This is a genomic window from Caballeronia sp., from assembly GCF_028292365.1.
Classification (GTDB): domain Bacteria; phylum Pseudomonadota; class Gammaproteobacteria; order Burkholderiales; family Burkholderiaceae; genus Caballeronia.
On the sequence record NZ_JAQGMM010000331.1, the window covers coordinates 1 to 17,642 of the forward strand.

Annotated in this window: 20 protein-coding genes; 18 read left to right on the top strand and 2 right to left on the bottom strand. The window is 60.3% G+C overall.

The window, feature by feature from the left end; translation table 11 throughout:
- The 3 genes from JWR14_RS20145 to JWR14_RS20155 all read left to right on the top strand — a co-directional run.
- Positions 1-423: HAD-IIIA family hydrolase (locus JWR14_RS20145; RefSeq protein WP_299710231.1), on the top strand; the 423-nt coding region annotated here is incomplete at its 5' end.
- The gene (locus JWR14_RS20150) at positions 420-830 is read left to right on the top strand and encodes a Rieske 2Fe-2S domain-containing protein (protein ID WP_299710234.1); all 411 of its coding nucleotides are present in this window, start codon (positions 420-422) and stop codon (positions 828-830) included. The genes JWR14_RS20145 and JWR14_RS20150, both read left to right, overlap by 4 nt.
- A gap of 72 nt (positions 831-902) precedes the next feature.
- Positions 903-1,901 carry a S49 family peptidase gene (locus JWR14_RS20155; protein ID WP_299710237.1) on the top strand — a complete coding sequence of 333 codons (999 nt, stop codon included), beginning with the start codon at positions 903-905 and terminating at the stop codon, positions 1,899-1,901.
- 90 nt (positions 1,902-1,991) lie between these two features.
- Here JWR14_RS20155 and JWR14_RS20160 read toward each other — a convergent pair whose 3' ends face one another.
- Positions 1,992-2,711, bottom strand: coding sequence for an SAM-dependent methyltransferase (locus tag JWR14_RS20160; protein ID WP_299710240.1), 720 nt, complete (start codon positions 2,709-2,711; stop codon positions 1,992-1,994).
- The gene (locus JWR14_RS20165) at positions 2,708-3,331 is read right to left on the bottom strand and encodes a Maf-like protein (protein WP_299710243.1); all 624 of its coding nucleotides are present in this window, start codon (positions 3,329-3,331) and stop codon (positions 2,708-2,710) included. The genes JWR14_RS20160 and JWR14_RS20165 overlap by 4 nt, the downstream gene beginning before the upstream one ends.
- Positions 3,332-3,820: 489 nt before the next feature.
- Between JWR14_RS20165 and JWR14_RS20170 the strand changes: the two genes are divergently transcribed.
- From JWR14_RS20170 to lepA, 15 genes are all read left to right on the top strand, one after another.
- The gene (locus tag JWR14_RS20170) at positions 3,821-4,474 is read left to right on the top strand and encodes a DUF177 domain-containing protein (RefSeq protein WP_299710246.1); all 654 of its coding nucleotides are present in this window, start codon (positions 3,821-3,823) and stop codon (positions 4,472-4,474) included.
- A gap of 191 nt (positions 4,475-4,665) precedes the next feature.
- On the top strand, positions 4,666-4,845 hold the full coding sequence (rpmF, locus tag JWR14_RS20175) for a 50S ribosomal protein L32 (RefSeq protein ID WP_299710249.1): 180 nt from the start codon (positions 4,666-4,668) through the stop codon (positions 4,843-4,845).
- 141 nt (positions 4,846-4,986) lie between these two features.
- Positions 4,987-6,159 (top strand): phosphate acyltransferase PlsX, encoded by a 1,173-nt coding sequence (gene plsX, locus JWR14_RS20180; protein WP_299710252.1) that lies wholly within the window; start codon positions 4,987-4,989, stop codon positions 6,157-6,159.
- Positions 6,159-7,148 (top strand): beta-ketoacyl-ACP synthase III, encoded by a 990-nt coding sequence (locus tag JWR14_RS20185; RefSeq protein ID WP_299710255.1) that lies wholly within the window; start codon positions 6,159-6,161, stop codon positions 7,146-7,148. The genes plsX and JWR14_RS20185 overlap by 1 nt, the downstream gene beginning before the upstream one ends.
- 74 nt (positions 7,149-7,222) lie before the next feature.
- The gene (gene fabD / locus JWR14_RS20190) at positions 7,223-8,155 is read left to right on the top strand and encodes an ACP S-malonyltransferase (RefSeq protein WP_299710258.1); all 933 of its coding nucleotides are present in this window, start codon (positions 7,223-7,225) and stop codon (positions 8,153-8,155) included.
- A gap of 57 nt (positions 8,156-8,212) precedes the next feature.
- Positions 8,213-8,953: a 3-oxoacyl-ACP reductase FabG gene (fabG, locus tag JWR14_RS20195; RefSeq protein ID WP_299710261.1), complete on the top strand. Its 741-nt coding sequence runs from the start codon at positions 8,213-8,215 to the stop codon at positions 8,951-8,953.
- A 257-nt stretch (positions 8,954-9,210) separates the two neighbouring features.
- Positions 9,211-9,450 carry an acyl carrier protein gene (gene acpP / locus JWR14_RS20200; RefSeq protein WP_004197638.1) on the top strand — a complete coding sequence of 80 codons (240 nt, stop codon included), beginning with the start codon at positions 9,211-9,213 and terminating at the stop codon, positions 9,448-9,450.
- Between the two features lie 147 nt (positions 9,451-9,597).
- Positions 9,598-10,836, top strand: a complete 1,239-nt coding sequence (gene fabF / locus JWR14_RS20205; protein WP_299710392.1) for a beta-ketoacyl-ACP synthase II — start codon at positions 9,598-9,600, stop codon at positions 10,834-10,836.
- Between the two features lie 46 nt (positions 10,837-10,882).
- Positions 10,883-11,362, top strand: a complete 480-nt coding sequence (locus JWR14_RS20210; RefSeq protein ID WP_299710395.1) for a hypothetical protein — start codon at positions 10,883-10,885, stop codon at positions 11,360-11,362.
- Between the two features lie 95 nt (positions 11,363-11,457).
- Positions 11,458-12,057 carry an RNA polymerase sigma factor RpoE gene (gene rpoE, locus JWR14_RS20215; RefSeq protein WP_031363443.1) on the top strand — a complete coding sequence of 200 codons (600 nt, stop codon included), beginning with the start codon at positions 11,458-11,460 and terminating at the stop codon, positions 12,055-12,057.
- Between the two features lie 80 nt (positions 12,058-12,137).
- Complete coding sequence (locus JWR14_RS20220) at positions 12,138-12,767, top strand: sigma-E factor negative regulatory protein (RefSeq protein ID WP_299710401.1); 630 nt, start codon at positions 12,138-12,140, stop codon at positions 12,765-12,767.
- Between the two features lie 3 nt (positions 12,768-12,770).
- Positions 12,771-13,814: a MucB/RseB C-terminal domain-containing protein gene (locus tag JWR14_RS20225; RefSeq protein ID WP_299710404.1), complete on the top strand. Its 1,044-nt coding sequence runs from the start codon at positions 12,771-12,773 to the stop codon at positions 13,812-13,814.
- Positions 13,815-13,833: 19 nt separating this feature from the next.
- Entirely contained in the window at positions 13,834-15,480 is a 1,647-nt protein-coding gene (locus JWR14_RS20230) for a DegQ family serine endoprotease (protein WP_299710406.1), read from the top strand.
- On the top strand, positions 15,477-15,758 hold the full coding sequence (locus JWR14_RS20235) for a glutaredoxin family protein (RefSeq protein ID WP_299710411.1): 282 nt from the start codon (positions 15,477-15,479) through the stop codon (positions 15,756-15,758). Before JWR14_RS20230 ends, JWR14_RS20235 begins: the two co-directional genes overlap by 4 nt.
- Positions 15,759-15,890: 132 nt before the next feature.
- On the top strand, positions 15,891-17,642 hold a 1,752-nt coding region (lepA, locus tag JWR14_RS20240; protein ID WP_299710408.1), incomplete at its 3' end, for a translation elongation factor 4.

A 17,642-nucleotide genomic window follows, 5' to 3' on the forward strand; every position in this document is an offset into this window, starting at 1 on the left:
TATTTGATCAAGGGCGAGCAAACCGAGCTCTTCGATGGCGTACGCGGCATGCTGCAGAACCTTCGCGACGAAGGCTATTTGTTGGCGGTCGCAACGGGCAAAAGCCGCGTGGGCCTGAACCGCGCGCTGGACCAGTCGCGCTTGACGAGCCTCTTCGACGGCACGCGCTGCGCCGACGAAACCTTCTCCAAGCCGCATCCCGCCATGTTGCACGAACTCACGCGCGAACTCGGGCAGGACGTGAGCCGCACTGTGATGATCGGCGACACCACGCACGACCTGCAAATGGCGAAGAACGCCGGTGCGGCGGCGGTCGGCGTGACTTACGGCGCGCATCCGGCGAAGTCGCTGCATGCACTCGAGCCGCTGTTCGTCGCCGAAAACGTCACGTCGCTGGGGGACTGGCTGCGGGAGAATGCATGACAGGAACGTCGCTGGAGACGCCGCTTGATAGGCCACTTGAGCCGGTCCGAATTTGCGCGTCGGAGGAACTGATCGACGGCGGCGACGGCGTTCGACACAAAGCGGTCGACAAGGGCGGCGAAGCCACCGTATTTTTCGTCCGATACGACGGCAAACCCTTTGGCTACCTCAACCGCTGCGCGCACGTGCCCATGGAGATGGACTGGTCCGAAGGCAAGTTCTTCGAGAGCTCCGGCTTATACTTGATGTGCGCGACTCACGGCGCGATTTACGAGCCGGACACGGGGAAATGCGTCGGTGGCCCATGTCGCGGCGCGCGTTTGCGACCGGTGGCAGCGGAAGATCGCGATACACCCGAAGGCCGCGCCGTCTTCTGGCTTCCTGACGACGATATCCGTCCGGCTTGACCGTTCTCGCGGCTAGTCCCGCGATTCGAAACGAACCCACTCTTCATTTTCAATCAGTCAACCAGGCGACGCATGTCCGAACAAATTCCCACCGATTCCGCGGATAAGGCGCGTCCCAAATCCATCGGCGACGCCGGCGACAACTGGGAGCGCGCCGCGCTCGAGCGCATTGCGCTCGCGGCAATCAACGAACAGCGCGCCGCGCGCCGCTGGCGGATCTTTTTCCGCTTCGTGTTCCTTGCGATCCTGGCGATCGCGGTCTGGAGCGCGTTCGATTTCACCAGCGACAAAGTCGCGAAAACCGCACGACACACGGCGCTGGTCGAACTGGAAGGTGAGATTGCCGCCAATAGCGACGCCAGTTCGGACAACGTGAACGCTGCGCTCGACAGCGCTTTTGAGGACGATGGCACCGCAGCGGTGATCCTTCGCTGTAACAGCCCGGGCGGCAGTCCGGTGCAGGCGGGCATCATTTATCGTGAGATCACGCGCTTGCGGGCGAAATATCCGTCGAAGCCGCTGTATGTAGTGGTGGGCGACATGTGCGCGTCGGGTGGTTATTACGCCGCGGCCGCGGCCGATAAAATCTACGTCGACAAGGCGAGCATTGTCGGATCGATTGGGGTGCTGATGGACGGTTTCGGCTTTACGGGCCTGATGGACAAGCTGGGCGTGCAACGCCGGTTGCACACGTCGGGCGCGAACAAGGGCGCTTTCGACCCGTTCTCGCCTGAAACGCCCGCTATGGATGCGCACGCGCAGGACATGCTCGACCAGATTCACCAGCAATTCATTGATGCCGTCAAACAAGGCCGCGGCAAGCGGCTGAAAGAGTCGCCCGATATGTTCTCGGGCATGTTCTGGACGGGTCAGAAGAGCGTGGAACTGGGTCTCGCCGATGGTTTCGGCGACGCCGATTACGTTGCGCGCGAGATCGTCAAGCAGCCGGATATTGTTGATTACACGCAGAAGGAAAGCATAGGCGAGCGTGTGGCGCGCAAGTTTGGCGCGGCGGTCGGCAATGCATCGATGCACGCGCTGATGATGGGCGGGAAGATGCAGTTGAAGTGAGTTTCACGGCTTTTGCCAGATAAAAACCGCTCGTCTTGAGTCTTCAGTCGAGCGGTTTTTTACATGCGAGGGAGAAGCGCGAGCTTTAAATCACGCCCCCAACAGCAAGAAAATCGCTGGCCGTTTATGCAACTCCGGCGCAGCTTTCTTTTTCCAGTCCGACACGGTTCGCGTGATGATCGTCTCGGCCGGCAATGTCAGGTCGACCGCGACGCATACCAGCGTGGACGGGGCGCAGGTCGCGAGCAGCGTGTCCAGCAGCGCACGATTCCTGTAAGGCGTCTCGATAAAAATCTGCGTCTGGTTCGCCTTGCGCGACAGCGCTTCCAGTTCGCGCAGCCGTTTGCCCCGTTCGGCGGCATCGACGGGAAGATAGCCGTTGAATGCGAAACTCTGCCCATTCATCCCCGACGCCATCAGCGCCAGCAAGATCGAACTGGGTCCGACGAACGGCACCACTTTGACGCCGCGCTCGTGGGCGCGGCGCACGAGCAGGGCGCCCGGATCTGCGACGGCCGGACATCCAGCTTCGGAGACAAGGCCGGCGTCAGTACCAGCCAGAATCGGCTTGAGCAGCTTGTCGACCTCGCCCGGCGGGGTGTTGACGTTGAGTTCGCGGATCTCGATTTCCTGGATCGGCCGCTCGGTTCCGACCTTCTTCAGAAAGGCGCGCGTGGTTTTCGCGTTTTCGCCAATGTAGTACTGCAGCGCCGCGGCGCGTGCTCGCACGGGTTCGGGAAGGACATCGGCGAGCGCGGCGCTGTCGCCGTCGCCGAGCGTGTTCGGGATCAGGTACAAAACGCCGCTCATGCTGCCCCCACCAAGGGAAACCCGGCCGCGCGCAACATCCGCGACAACGCGATCAACGGCAAACCCACCAACGCGGTGGGATCGTCGGAATGGATTGCATCGACAAGCGTGATGCCCAAACCCTCTGATTTCGCGCTGCCCGCCACGTCGTAAGGCATTTCGGCATGCAAATAGGCTTCGATTTCCGCATCCGGCAGATCGCGGAATTGCACACGCGTGACGATATCGGCAGATTGGATATGGTTCGAGCGGCTGTCGAAGAGGCAAAGTGCGCTGTGGAATTCGACACTTTTGCCACGCATCGACTGAAGCTGGCTCCGCGCGTTGTCGTGCGTGCCGGGTTTGCCGATCTGCCGGCCGTCGCAGGTCGCGACCTGATCGGAGCCGATTACAACGACGCCCAGCGCACCGGACGCATCGGTTACACGGGCGGCAGCGGCGCGCGCCTTGGCGATCGAGAGCCGGATAGCCGTGGCTTCCGGCGTCTCGCCGTCGAGCGGCGTTTCGTCGATATCGGGCGTGATCACATCGAAGGGAATGCGCAGGCGTTCGAGCAACTCCCGCCGATAACGTGAACTCGAGGCAAGGATGAGGCGCGGCTGATTTGAGACGTCGGGCATGAAAGAATGGGCTAGGGACAACGAGGTTAGGGACTGAAATCGGGCTGGGACCGAACTAACGAACTAAAAATGGCGGTGCCGCACACCGGAGCATAAGTGTTTGACTCGAAAAGACAAAGCCGCTATGATTTTGGGCTTTTCATCGGTATGCGAAGGCCTTGATTGCCTACGCACACGCGGCGTACGCGTACGCGACGCATACCGGGATGGCAACGGAAGCTGGAGTGTACCGAGTGTCTCGCCTGACCCGGATGAAAGCCAAGGCCGGGCTCGAGCGCGCAGCACGGTTTAGAGATGCAGATGTGGTGCCAGTCAGAGGTGCGTAGCCAAGAGCACAACGAGGCGGCAGCCCTCTGCTAAAACCGGAAAATCGGGATAAACCACACCAGCCGGACGGGTCCAGTGCGGTGCATACTGCAGCTTCACCCCCGGTCGTCCTCCGCGGACTAGCATCCAGCCGTCGCGGCAACGACCACTGCAGGAGCGCACATGACACAGAATCCTGGCAAACCTGCATGTCCCGCCGACTTGCGAGCGCTCGACTTGTTCGAATTCGCCCAAAGCCGTCGGCAGGCAGCAGGCGGTGTACGGGTCTCGCAATTGCCGCGTATGTTGAACGAAGTGCCGGCAGATGCTCCAGACCGCGACACGGTGTTTTCATGGCAGGCCGAAGGCTCCATGCAGCCCGAGTTGCAGGACGACGGTACCGAAGCGCCGCAGCCTTATTTGCGGCTCGCGGTGCACGGATCGGTCTGGATCGAATGCCAGCGTTGTCTTTCGCCGTATTCGCAACACCTGGATGTCGATGCAACGTATCGCATTGTCACCACGGAAGATGAAGCAGACGAATTTCCGCTAGACAACGATGAAGTGGAAGTGATCGTTGGCTCGCGCCAGTTCGATCTCATCGACTTGATCGAAGACGAGTTGTTGTTGACCTTACCGCTCGTGCCGAAGCACGAAGTGTGTCCTGAAGTGCATGAGAGTCTGGTAACAGGCCTCGCGGGCACTGAGGGCGAGCTGGACGATGGTGGTCTGAATGGCGATGCAGGCACGCAGCAGGATGGCGGCACAGGCAGACCCAATCCGTTCGCCGCGCTCGGTAAGCTCAAACAGGGCGGTTCGGACGACAACAAGCATTGAGTTCAGGTTGAAGCGCGGGCATTGAAGCGTGTGCTCTTAATGCTCGTATTAAAGAGTATTGGCGTCCGGCATCAGGCCGGGTGTCGAATCATCAGGCGGCGCGATGCGTCCGGAAAGACTCACTGGCCCAAGGTCAGGGTCTCGGGCGTGTCGAGCTGTGTTAGAATTCGCAAAATTTTTCTGGAGTTATCATGGCAGTTCAGCAAAACAAGAAATCGCCGTCCAAGCGCGGCATGCATCGTTCGCACGACTTCCTGACCGCGCCGGCGCTGGCTCTCGAGCCGAGCACGGGTGAAGTGCATCTGCGTCACCACGTGAGCCCGAACGGCTACTATCGTGGCAAGAAAGTCATCAAGACGAAGAACGACTAAGCGTACGACGCTTGTTGCGTCTCGCGTCACCGTCTTGACTCGTGGTCTGAGTCGCGGTTGTTTGCGCTTGACATGTTCCTGGTATACCAAGAAGGCGGCATTTCACTGCCGCTTTTTTGTGCCTGAAATTCGTCGCATTCCATGACCGTAAAGATCACTATCGACTGCATGGGAGGCGACCACGGCCCGGCCGTGACCGTTCCCGCCGCGGTCAGTTTCGTGCGTTCGCATCCTGATGCGCAGCTGTTGCTTGTCGGCATTGAGTCGGCCATCCGCGCGCAACTGAAGAAGTGCAAAGCCACCGGCGAAACCCGGCTGACGGTCGTCCCGGCCACTGAAGTGGTCGAGATGGACGACTCGGTAGAGGTTGCGCTGCGCCGGAAGAAAGATTCGTCCATGCGAGTAGCGCTCAATCTCGTCAAGGACGGCCAGGCCCAGACGTGCATCTCGGCAGGTAACACCGGCGCATTGATGGCCGTGTCCCGCTACGTGCTCAAGACGCTGCCAGGCATTGAGCGACCGGCTATCGCCTTCGCGATGCCAAGCCAGAAAGGCTTCACCACCGTGCTCGACCTGGGCGCGAATGTGGACTGCGAGCCGCAGCACTTGCTGCAATTCGCCGAGATGGGCCATGCGCTTGTCGCCGCTATCGGCAACAAGGAGCGGCCGACCATTGGTCTGCTCAACATTGGCGAAGAAGTCATCAAGGGCAACGACGTCATCAAACGCGCCGGCGAATTGCTGCGCGCAAGCACGCTCAATTTCTACGGCAACGTGGAAGGCAACGACATCTATAAAGGCACGACCGACGTGGTCGTGTGCGATGGTTTTGTCGGCAACGTGGCGTTGAAAACCTCCGAAGGTTTGGCGCAGATGCTGACCGACATGATCCGCGAGGAGTTCAGCCGATCGCTCTTGACCAAGCTGATGGCGCTCGTCGCATTGCCCGTTCTCAAACGCTTCAAACGGCGGGTTGACCCAGCCCAGTACAACGGCGCCGCGCTGCTCGGCCTGCGCGGGCTGGTCATCAAGAGCCACGGATCGGCACAGGCTTACGGATTTGAGTGGGCTATCAAACGCGGGTATGATGCCGTCAAAAATGGCGTGCTTGAACGCCTCGTGCGCGCCATGGAAGAAAACGCTGCTCCCGTGCAACAAGCGGCGCTCGGCGCTTCCGCTGACACTGCTGGCACCGTGGTCCCGAATCAGGTCGACCCCGCGGCAGACCCCGTCGCCCCAGGCGATAATACGGTCGTTGCCCGCCCGCTCGTGCAGCCGGGCGAACCGGGTCCCGCGCTATCCTCGAAGGCATAATGGCTCAATCGAATCTCTATTCCCGCGTGATCGGAACGGGCAGTTACTTGCCGACAGATCGTGTCACGAACCAGGATCTGGCCGAGCGTCTGGCGAAGCAGGGTGTTGAAACGAGCGATGAGTGGATCGTCGCACGCACTGGTATCCATGCACGTCATTTCGCCGCACCCGATCAGACGACCAGCGAACTCGCGTTGCACGCGTCGCGTCATGCGATCGAGGCGGCGGGTATTGATCCGCAATCGATCGATCTGATCATTGTCGCCACGTCCACGCCTGACTTTGTTTTCCCCAGCACCGCGTGCCTGCTGCAGAACAAGCTCGGCATCAAGAACGGCGGCGCAGCTTTCGACATCCAGGCTGTCTGCTCGGGCTTCGCTTACGCAGTTGCAATGGCCGACAGCCTTATCCGTGGCGGCTCAAATCGCACGGCGCTGGTCGTTGGTGCTGAAACTTTCTCACGCATTCTTGATTTCAACGACCGCACCACCTGCGTGCTGTTCGGTGACGGCGCGGGCGCCGTGATCCTGCAAGCCTCCGATGAACCGGGCGTACTTTCCAGCGCGCTTCATGCCGATGGCAGCCACGCAAACATCCTGTGCACGCCGGGCAATGTGAACAAGGGTGTAATCGAAGGCAGCGCGTTCCTGCACATGGACGGTCAGGCTGTGTTCAAACTGGCGGTCAAGGTGCTGGAAAAAGTGGCTGTCGAGGCACTCGAGAAAGCGCAACTGACCGCGAGCGATATCGACTGGCTCATTCCGCATCAGGCCAATATCCGCATCATGGAAAGCACCGCGCGCAAGTTGCATGTGCCGCTGGAGCGCATGGTCGTGACCGTTGGCGAGCACGGCAATACGTCGGCGGCGTCGATTCCGCTCGCATTCGACGTCGCCGTGCGCGACGGCCGCATCAAGCGCGGCCAGCATGTGCTGATCGAAGGGGTGGGCGGCGGCTTCACGTGGGGCGCGTCGGTTATCCGGTATTAAGCGGGTAATAAGCCGATTCAACAGCGTCGTCACGCCACGTCAGTCATTCGATAATCCAATCGAGCAAGGACCTCATGAAATTCGCGTTCGTTTTTCCGGGACAAGGTTCCCAGTCGGTCGGCATGCTCAATGCATTCGCCGATCACGCCGTGGTGCGCGAAACCGTGCAACAAGCATCCGATGCACTCGGTCAGGATCTGGGCAAGCTGATTGCCGAAGGCCCGGTTGAAGAACTGGGTCTGACCACGAACACGCAGCCTGTGATGCTGACGGCCGCGTACGCGATTTATCGCGTGTGGGAAAAGGAAACCGGGCTCAAGCCGGCGATCGTTGCGGGTCATAGTTTGGGCGAATATACGGCGTTGGTGGTTGCTGGTGCGTTGCCATTTTCAGCTGCCGTGCCGCTCGTGCGTTTTCGCGCGCAAGCCATGCAGAACGCGGTGCCCGTAGGCGAAGGCGGCATGGCGGCCATTCTGGGTCTCGACGACGATGCCGTGCGCGCTGTCTGCGTCGAAGCATCGGCGGCAGGGATTGTGGAAGCGGTCAACTTCAACGCGCCGTCCCAGGTCGTGATTGCCGGTGCGAAAGCGGGCGTTGAAAAAGCCTGCGAAATTGCCAAGGCCAAGGGCGCGAAACGCGCGCTGCCGCTGCCAGTATCGGCGCCGTTCCATTCGTCGTTGCTCAAGCCGGCGTCGGACCAGTTGCGGGAGTATCTGGCGAGTGTCGATATCGGCGTGCCGCAAATTCCGCTGATCAATAACATCGATGTCGCGAGCGTTGCGGAACCGGCTGCGATCAAGGACGCGCTCGTGCGTCAGGCCGCGGGTCCCGTGCGCTGGGTCGAAACCGTGCAGAAGATGGCGCACGAAGGCGTCACACACGTGATCGAATGCGGTCCGGGCAAGGTGCTGAACGGGCTGACGAAGCGTATCGACGGGTCGCTGATCGGCGCGTCGATCTTCGACCCGGCTTCGCTCGAAGAAACCCGCAAACTGCTCGCCGACTGAATGCGTTAGCCAGATAGGCCAAAGCAGTTAAGCGACAAATCAAGGAACAGACGAAAGATGATTCTGGACAAGCACATAGTGGTCGTGACGGGCGCGTCGCGGGGTATTGGCCGGTCGATCGCGGTCGAACTCGCGCGCCAGGGTGCAACAGTGATTGGCACGGCGACCAGCGACAGCGGCGCCGAGGGCATTACCGAAGCGTTGAAAGAGTTTGGCGGACAAAGCCGTGGCGCTGTGCTGAACGTGACTGACGCGGCCGCGAGCGAAGCGTTTATCGACGGCGTGGTCAAGGAATTCGGCGGCCTCAATGTGTTGGTAAACAACGCCGGGATCACGAAAGATCAACTCGCGATGCGCATGAAGGACGACGAATTCGACGCGGTCATCGACACCAACCTGCGGGCCGTTTTCCGTCTCTCGCGTGCCGTGCTGCGCCCGATGATGAAAGCGCGCGGCGGCCGGATCATCAATATCACGTCGGTCGTGGCGTCGTCAGGCAACCCGGGGCAGGCCAATTACGCGGCCGCGAAAGCCGGCGTGGCAGGCATGACGCGGGCGCTGGCCCGTGAAATCGGCAGCCGCGGGATCACGGTGAACTGCATTGCGCCGGGTTTTATCGATACCGACATGACCAAGGTTTTGCCGGAAGCGCAGCGCGCGGCGCTCACAGCACAGATACCACTCGGCCGACTGGGCAGCCCGGAAGATATCGCGCATGCTGTGGCTTTCCTTGCTTCGCCGCAAGCCGGGTACATAACGGGCACGACGCTCCATGTGAACGGCGGCATGTACATGTGACAGGCATTTCGTTAATATCCGCGCCTTGGCGGGTGCGCAAAGTGCTGAATTAAAGCGCGGTGTGCAAGACGCGAAATTTGCTGTCAGAAGTGGTAAGCGGGAAAGGGCGCAGGAGAGTGCGCAAGAAAGGCGTGACGGCCATCAAAGGCACGTCACGCGCTAAACAAAGCTGATTCCGTGCGTGGGTATTTACGGGTACAAACCTGATAAAATGCGCGCACTTGTGTTTTTGAACTACATTTCCCTCGGAGGGCTGCATGGACAATATCGAACAGCGCGTGAAGAAGATCGTCGCCGAACAACTGGGCGTCGCCGAAGCCGAAATCAAGAACGAAGCTTCGTTCGTCAACGATCTGGGCGCTGACTCGCTCGACACCGTCGAACTCGTGATGGCTCTCGAAGACGAATTTGGCATGGAAATCCCTGACGAAGAAGCTGAGAAGATCACGACTGTTCAACAGGCGATCGACTACGCTCGCGCCAACGTCAAGGCCTAAAGCCCGACGCGCCAAGCTGCTTCTACACCATTCGGGGTTGACGCTCTGTCGCGATTCGAACCGATTTAACAGCCACAGGGCTCACAGGGCAATTTCCTGTGAATCTTGTGGCTTTTGCTTTTTGTCATTTATGGATAAGGGGTTACCGTGAGCCGTCGTCGTGTTGTTGTTACAGGCCTTGGGCTGATTTCGCCTGTTGGCAATACCGTTGCCGACGGCTGGGCCAATCTGGTCGCTGGCAAGTCGGGTATTGCCGAGATCACGAAGTTCGATGCCACGAACTTCTCCACGCGCTTTGCTGGCGAAGTCAAAGGCTTCAACGTCGAAGACTATATGCCGGCCAAGGAAGCGCGCCACATGGATACCTTTATCCATTACGGCATAGCCGCCGGTGTGCAGGCCATGCAGGACAGCGGGCTGGAGATCACCGAGGAAAACTCGGAGCGCGTAGGTGTGGTGGTGGGCTCGGGAATCGGCGGCTTGCCGATGATCGAAGCCACGCAAACGGAGTTGCTGAACCGTGGTCCGCGCCGGGTTTCGCCGTTCTTCGTGCCGGCGTCGATCATCAACATGATCTCCGGTCATCTTTCCATTCGCTTCGGTTTGAAAGGACCGAATCTGGCCATCGTGACCGCTTGTACGACGGGTCTGCATTGCATTGGCGAAGGTTCGCGGCTGATCGAATACGGCGACGCCGACGTGATGATCTGCGGCGGCTCTGAGGCGACTGTGTCGCCTTTGGGTATCGGCGGCTTCGCGGCTGCACGCGCGTTGTCCCAGCGCAACGATGACCCGGCGACGGCGAGCCGTCCGTGGGATAAGGATCGCGATGGTTTTGTGCTGGGCGAAGGCGCGGGCGTGATGGTGCTCGAAGAGTATGAGCATGCCAAAGCGCGTGGCGCGAAGATCTACGCCGAAGTCAGTGGCTACGGCATGAGCGGCGACGCGTATCACATGACCGCACCGCCGGAAGACGGTGACGGCGCGCGTCGCAGCATGCGCAATGCGTTGAAGAACGCCTCGGTGAATGCGGACGAAGTGCACTACTTGAACGCTCATGGTACGTCCACGCCGCTGGGTGATCTGGCCGAGACCGTCGCTATCAAGAACATGTTCGGCGACCACGCGAAGAAGCTCGTGGTGAATTCCACCAAGTCGATGACGGGTCACCTGCTCGGTGGCGCCGGCGGCCTGGAATCGGTCTTCACCGTGCTGGCGCTGCACCACCAGATCTCGCCGCCTACCATGAATATCTTCAACCAGGATCCAGCATGTGACCTGGACTACTGCGCGAACGAAGCGCGGCAAATGAAGATCGACGTGGCGCTGAAGAACTCGTTCGGTTTTGGCGGCACGAACGGCACGCTCGTTTTCAAGAAGCATTGAGCGACGTGCGTAGCGGCGCGCGCCTGATCGTCGCAGGAATGGGCGAATGACAAGCGCGCACTTTCTGTTGCCGGAGGTGTCGGCGGACTCACTTGCTCATTCCCCGCGCCGGCACTCACTCCGTCCCTCACGGTTCCTCTGGGCCGCTACCGCAGCATTCGTGGTGGTAGCGGCGGGATCGGTGTTCCAGTGCGTGGCGGCTTACGCCGGACTAATCAGCGGGTGTGTGGCGGCGTTGACCGTGACCGCGGCTCTGGCCACTGCGGCCTGGGGCGGCGAGCGGCGCCGGCCCGTCGCGTTCGAGATCGGGCAAGACGGTTTGACCACGTGGGATCGCGCGGGGAACGCACAATATCGGCGAATAACCGGTTGTGCCCAGTGGAGCGACCGCCTGCTTGCCCTCATCCTGATGCCCGCAGTAGGCCGCCCGGCCTCGTTCCTGGTCGCCGCCGACGCGCTCGCCAACATCTCCGCCTTCCGCGAACTGGCCGTGCGCGCCCGGCGCTGCGCCCAGGAACATCTGTAACGCGTGTAACCGCCGGTCAGCATCCGGCGTCTTCCGGCGGCGTAACGCTACAATAGCCCTCCGCGTAGCACCCCCAAAGTTAACGGATTTCCCAGGTGAGCGAAAAAGAAATCGATCAGGTACTGGTCGAACGCGTGCAAAAGGGCGATAAAGCAGCGTTCGAGCTACTGGTCGCCAAATATCAGCGCAAAATCATCCGGCTTATCTCGCGCCTCGTGCGCGATCCCGCCGAGGTTGAGGATGTCGCGCAGGACGCCTTTATCAAGGCTTATCGCGCGTTGCCGCAATTTCGCGGAGAATCGGCCTTTTATACGTGGCTTTACCGGATTGCGGTGAACACCGCGAAGAACTACCTTGCCACTCAGAGCCGTCGAGCTCCAACTTCTACCGAAGCTGATGCAGAAGAAGCGGAAACTTTCTCCGACGCAGACCAACTAAGGGATATCAACACGCCTGAGTCGATGTTGATGAGCAAGCAGATCGCACAGACGGTCAATGCTGCAATGGCGGTTTTACCGGAAGAGCTGCGCACCGCCATTACTCTTCGTGAGATTGAAGGTCTGAGCTACGAAGAAATTGCCGAAATGATGAATTGCCCAATTGGGACAGTCAGATCAAGAATTTTTCGTGCTCGCGAAGCCATTGCGGCAAAATTGCGTCCGTTGCTGGACACTCCCGAAGGCAAGCGCTGGTAACAGCGAGGTTGCGCGGGGCAGGGACGCGGTATCTGAGTCAGGTAGTGTCACTACGGGGTGCAGTCAAGATGGGGAGCATCATGGGGTCGGTTTCGGTGCAATCGCAAGCTAGCTCGCGAGGCGAGCGTCTGTCCGCTTTTGTCGACGGTGAATCGTTCGACGGTTCGGGCGACATCAGTCAGTTTCTTTCCGGGTTTACGCAGAAGGATCGCGCGGCGTGGTCGGATTACCACTTGATCGGCGACGCCCTGCGTTCCGACGATCTCGCGGCCAGTCCTAAAGCCAGCAGCGCGTTCATGAACGCGTTCTCGGCGCGGTTCGAGGCCGAAGCGCATGTATTTGCGCCCGCAGCCATTCCGGCAGTGTCCGCCGAGCGCCTCCGTTCGCGGCTGTTCCGCCGCCGCGTGGTGCCGGCTTTTGCCGTCGCGGCCGCCGCTGCCACACTGACGTGGATCGTCGTGCCGCAATTGCAGGGCGTGGACAGCCACAACGGCGTGCAGATGGCGTCCCTGTCGTCCGATCATGTACAGCGCGTGGCCATGGCTTCCATGCCTGCCGCCAGCACGCGCTCGCCGGTTGTCGAAGCGAACATCATTCGCGACGCAAGCCTGGACCAGTATCTCGAAGCGCATCAGCAATTCTCCCAACAGCCCGTCATGCCGGGCTCGATGCCTTTGATTCGCACTGCGGCTACCAGCCAAGGCCAATAACTGATGCAACGTGTGCGGTTGAATAAAACGACTCATTGGGGGCGGTTGCCGGCGTTGATGTTCTGTGCAGCTGCGTTGTTATCCGCGGCATCGAGTGCTTTTGCGCAGGGCGGCGATTCCGCTGCCACGCGCAAGTCTGCTGCGGAACTGCTCAACCGGATTCACGACGCCGCGCAGCAGCAGAACTACGAGGGCACCTTCGTCTACCAGCGTGGGACAACGGTGCAATCGTCGCGGATTACCCATTCGGCGGCGCGCAGCGACGGTGAGTTCGAGTCGCTGGAAAGCCTGGACGGCAAGCCTCGCAAGATGCTTCGCCACGACGACGACATGTACACGTTCGTACCCGAACGGCATTTGGTGGTCGTCGAAAAACGCCAGAACAAGGACGCGTTCCCGTCGCTGCTGACAACCGGCAGCGAGCAGGTTTTGACGGTCTATGAGCCGAAAATGCTCGGTCCGGATCGCGTCGGGGGGATTGATAGCCAGGTGATCGAGCTCGATCCGCAAGACGCCTGGCGCTTTGCTTATAAGCTTTGGGCCGACTCGAAAACCGGTCTTCTACTGCGCGCTCAGACGCTCGGCCCCGACGGTCAGGTGCTCGAACAGCTTTCATTCTCGCAAGTACAGATTGGCGGGTCCGTTGATCGCGCCGGCATTGCGAACGGGATCAAGAACCTAGCCGGGTGGACGGTCGTGCGCCCGCCGGTTGAGCCGGTCGATATGGCAGCGCAGGGCTGGAAAATCACACCTGCCGTGCCGGGTTTCCGTGAAATTCGCGAGTTGCGCCGGCCGATGGCGTCGCGTGAAGAGGGTCAACCGCCGATCCCCGTCGATCAGGCTGTTTTCTCGGACGGACTCGCGGCAATCTCGATTTTTGTCGAGCCCGTGGAAAAAAATTCTCGCAAGGAAGGGGCTGGCGACAGCGGCGCGACACACGTGCTGGTCAAGCGCCGCGGCGATTTCTGGATTACCTTGCTGGGCGAAGTGCCCCAGGCCACGTTGCAGCAATTTGCTTCTGCCATAGAATACAAGCCTTCCAAGTAATTCCTCGGCCCACCACGATATGAGCAATCTCTCGCTGCGCACCTATTTCGCGGCCGCGGCGCTTGCCGCATGCCTGCCGCTCGCGACCTACGCGGCCACAGCAACAGCAGCGGCGCCCGCGTCTGCGCCAGCGCCGTCCGCTACGCCGGTCGCAGTGCCGGGAGTGAATTTGCCCGACTTCACCACCCTCGTCGATAAAGTGGGTCCGTCGGTCGTCAATATTCGTACGACAACCCGCGTCAGCAGCAGTAACGATCTGCGCGGTTTGCCGCCCGGTATGGACGAGGGCGACATGTCCGAGTTCTTCCGCCGTTTCTTCGGTATCCCGATGCCCGGCACGCCGGGTTCGCCGCGCGGCGGTAGCGGTGGCGGTGGCGGCAACGGGGGCGGAAGTGGTGGCAACGGCGGGAGCGGAAACGGCGACCAAGGTGGCGACAGCGGCGGCAGCCAGGGTAATCGCAGCGCTCCGCAGGACAACAGCCCTGACAATCAGGACAATTCGGAGCAGAGCAGCGGCGTGGGCTCGGGTTTCATCATGTCGGCCGATGGTTACGTGATGACCAATGCCCACGTGGTCGACGACGCCGACACTATCTACGTCACGCTCACGGACAAACGCGAATTCAAGGCGAAGCTGATAGGCGTCGATGAACGCACGGACGTCGCGGTCGTCAAGATCCAGGCGACGAGCCTGCCGGCCATTACCATCGGCGATTCGAACAAGGTGCGTGTCGGCGAATGGGTGCTGGCAATCGGCTCGCCGTTCGGACTCGACAACACGGTGACGGCGGGTATTGTCAGCGCGAAGGGTCGTGATACAGGTGACTACCTGCCCTTTATCCAGACCGATGTCGCGGTGAATCCAGGCAATTCGGGCGGTCCGCTGATCAACATGGCGGGCGAGGTGATTGGCATCAACTCGCAGATCTACAGCCGTACGGGCGGCTTCATGGGAATTTCGTTCGCGATTCCTATCGATGAAGCCATGCGCGTCGCCGATCAACTGAAGACGACGGGAAAGGTCACCCGCGGCCGCATTGCGGTGGCGATCGGCGAAGTCACGAAGGAAGTGGCGGATTCGCTCGGGTTGCCGAAGGCGCAGGGCGCGCTGGTGAGCAGCGTGGAAACGGGCGGCCCGGCCGACAAGGCCGGTATCCAGCCGGGCGACATCATCCTGAAATACAACGGCCACGACGTGTCCACGGCGACGGACCTGCCGCGCATGGTCGGCGACACGAAGCCGGGAACGAAGGCGACGATCACCGTGTGGCGCAAGGGCGAGTCGCGCGATCTGCCGATCACCATCGCGGAAATGCAGCCGGACAAGGTCGCGAAGACCGAAGCCAAAAAGACACCGCCGCCGAAGGCGCGCGCGAGCAATACGCTCGGCATTGCGGTGAGCGACATTCCGGCTGACCAGAAGAAGGGGTTGAAACTCACCAATGGCGTGATGGTGGACGCGGTGGAAGGTCCGGCGGCGCGTGCCGGCTTCCAGAAGGGCGACATCATCCTGCGGATCGGTGATACGGACATCACGAGCGCGAAGCAATTCGACGCGGTCGCGCAAAACGTTGATCCGAGCAAGATGGTCGCGGTGCTGGTGCGTCGTGGCGACAACACGCAGTTCGTGCCGTTGCGTCCGCGTACTGCGCCGGCGCAGAAATAAGCACGATGAGCGCGCTCAAGCTTTATGGGCGCGCGTGGTGCCACTTGTGTGAAGATTTGCGCGCCGGGCTTGAGCCGATTGCGGCTGAGTTCGGTGTCGCTATCGAATGGATCGATATCGACACTGATCCTGCGCTCGAGGCGTTATACGACGAACTCGTTCCCGTGCTGGTGTTCGATGGTGTGGAGTTATGTCATTACCGGCTGGACGAAACGCGTGTACGAAGTGCGCTTCTAAGCAAGCATTCAATCACGACGGCCACACGTATAAGTCCCTGAGCAATCGGACCTTTCCCGTAAAATCCGCCGTCAGCCCGCCTTTTCGGCTAAAATAGACAAGTTTTTCACCCCCATTTTCAAGGCGTGCTCCGCGTTTGTCTGGGCGCGCCTTTTTTGCTTGATCGGCACTGAATGAATCATATTCGTAACTTCTCGATCATTGCGCACATCGACCACGGCAAGTCGACGCTCGCCGATCGCATCATCCAGTTGTGCGGCGGCTTGTCTGACCGCGAGATGGACGCGCAGGTGCTCGACTCCATGGATCTCGAGCGCGAACGCGGCATCACCATCAAGGCGCAAACTGCGGCGCTGAGCTACAAGGCGCTCGACGGTAAGGTCTACAACCTGAATCTCATCGACACCCCGGGCCACGTCGACTTCTCGTACGAAGTCAGCCGCTCGCTGTCCGCCTGCGAAGGCGCGCTGCTCGTGGTCGACGCCAGCCAGGGCGTGGAAGCGCAGACGGTCGCCAACTGCTACATGGCGATCGAACTGGGCGTGGAAGTCGTGCCGGTCCTGAACAAGATCGACCTGCCCGCGGCAGACCCCGAGAACGCAATTTCGGAAATCGAAGATGTGATCGGTATTGATGCAACCGATGCCGCGCGGTGCAGCGCCAAGACAGGTCTCGGCGTGACTGACGTGCTCGAAGCGCTGATCGCTAAAGTGCCACCGCCGAAGGGCGATCCGGACGCACCGCTGCAAGCACTGATTATCGACTCATGGTTCGATAATTACGTTGGTGTGGTCATGCTCGTGCGTATCAAGAACGGCACGCTGCGTCCGAAAGAAAAAATCAAGATGATGGCGTCCGGCGCAATTTATCCGGTCGAAAGTCTCGGTGTATTCGCGCCGAAGGCCACGAATCTCGCGTCGTTGTCGGCGGGCCAGGTGGGCTTCATCATCGCGGGCATCAAGGAATTGCAGGCGGCGAAAGTCGGCGATACGGTCACCACTGTCGCGCGTCCGTCCGAAGTGCCGCTGCCCGGTTTCAAGGAAGTGAAGCCGCAAGTATTCGCGGGTTTGTATCCGATCGAAGCAAATCAGTACGACGCACTGCGTGAATCGCTGGAAAAGCTGAAGCTGAATGACTCATCGTTGCAGTACGAGCCGGAAGTGTCGCAAGCGCTCGGTTTCGGCTTCCGATGCGGGTTTCTCGGTCTCCTGCACATGGAGATCGTGCAGGAGCGGCTTGAGCGCGAGTTCGACATGGACCTCATCACCACGGCGCCAACCGTGGTGTACGAAGTCGTGAAACGCGATGGCACGCTGATTCAGGTCGAGAATCCGGCCAAGATGCCGGAGCCTTCGTACATTGAAGAAGTGCGCGAACCGATCGTGACCGTGAACCTGTATATGCCCCAGGAATATGTGGGCGCGGTGATCACGCTTTGCACGAACAAGCGCGGTTCGCAGATCAACATGCTGTATCACGGCCGTCAGGTTCAACTCACGTACGAAATCCCGATGGCGGAAATCGTGCTGGATTTCTTCGACCGGCTGAAGTCCACTTCACGCGGTTATGCGTCGATGGACTACGAGTTCAAGGAATATCGCGCAGCGGATGTCGTGAAGGTCGATATGCTGATCAACGGTGACAAGGTGGATGCGCTGTCGGTGATCGTGCACCGTGCGCAGAGCCAGTACCGTGGCCGTGAAGTGGCGGCGAAGATGCGCGAGCTGATTCCGCGTCAGATGTACGATGTGGCGATTCAGGCAACCATCGGCTCGAATATTATCGCCCGCGAAAACATCAAGGCTTTGCGTAAGAATGTGCTGGCAAAATGCTACGGCGGCGACATTTCACGTAAGAAGAAGCTGTTGGAAAAGCAGAAGGCAGGCAAGAAGCGAATGAAGCAGGTCGGGTCCGTCGAGATTCCG

Bases quoted from the DNA above. Each gene is read 5' to 3' on its own strand.
- JWR14_RS20150 (WP_299710234.1), top strand. From the start codon at position 420: ATGACAGGAACGTCGCTGGAGACGCCGCTTGATAGGCCACTTGAGCCG.
- JWR14_RS20155 (WP_299710237.1), top strand. From the start codon at position 903: ATGTCCGAACAAATTCCCACCGATTCCGCGGATAAGGCGCGTCCCAAA.
- JWR14_RS20160 (WP_299710240.1), bottom strand. From the start codon at position 2,711: ATGAGCGGCGTTTTGTACCTGATCCCGAACACGCTCGGCGACGGCGAC.
- JWR14_RS20165 (WP_299710243.1), bottom strand. From the start codon at position 3,331: ATGCCCGACGTCTCAAATCAGCCGCGCCTCATCCTTGCCTCGAGTTCA.
- JWR14_RS20170 (WP_299710246.1), top strand. From the start codon at position 3,821: ATGACACAGAATCCTGGCAAACCTGCATGTCCCGCCGACTTGCGAGCG.
- rpmF (WP_299710249.1), top strand. From the start codon at position 4,666: ATGGCAGTTCAGCAAAACAAGAAATCGCCGTCCAAGCGCGGCATGCAT.
- plsX (WP_299710252.1), top strand. From the start codon at position 4,987: ATGACCGTAAAGATCACTATCGACTGCATGGGAGGCGACCACGGCCCG.
- JWR14_RS20185 (WP_299710255.1), top strand. From the start codon at position 6,159: ATGGCTCAATCGAATCTCTATTCCCGCGTGATCGGAACGGGCAGTTAC.
- fabD (WP_299710258.1), top strand. From the start codon at position 7,223: ATGAAATTCGCGTTCGTTTTTCCGGGACAAGGTTCCCAGTCGGTCGGC.
- fabG (WP_299710261.1), top strand. From the start codon at position 8,213: ATGATTCTGGACAAGCACATAGTGGTCGTGACGGGCGCGTCGCGGGGT.
- acpP (WP_004197638.1), top strand. From the start codon at position 9,211: ATGGACAATATCGAACAGCGCGTGAAGAAGATCGTCGCCGAACAACTG.
- JWR14_RS20210 (WP_299710395.1), top strand. From the start codon at position 10,883: ATGACAAGCGCGCACTTTCTGTTGCCGGAGGTGTCGGCGGACTCACTT.
- JWR14_RS20220 (WP_299710401.1), top strand. From the start codon at position 12,138: ATGGGGTCGGTTTCGGTGCAATCGCAAGCTAGCTCGCGAGGCGAGCGT.
- JWR14_RS20225 (WP_299710404.1), top strand. From the start codon at position 12,771: ATGCAACGTGTGCGGTTGAATAAAACGACTCATTGGGGGCGGTTGCCG.
- JWR14_RS20230 (WP_299710406.1), top strand. From the start codon at position 13,834: ATGAGCAATCTCTCGCTGCGCACCTATTTCGCGGCCGCGGCGCTTGCC.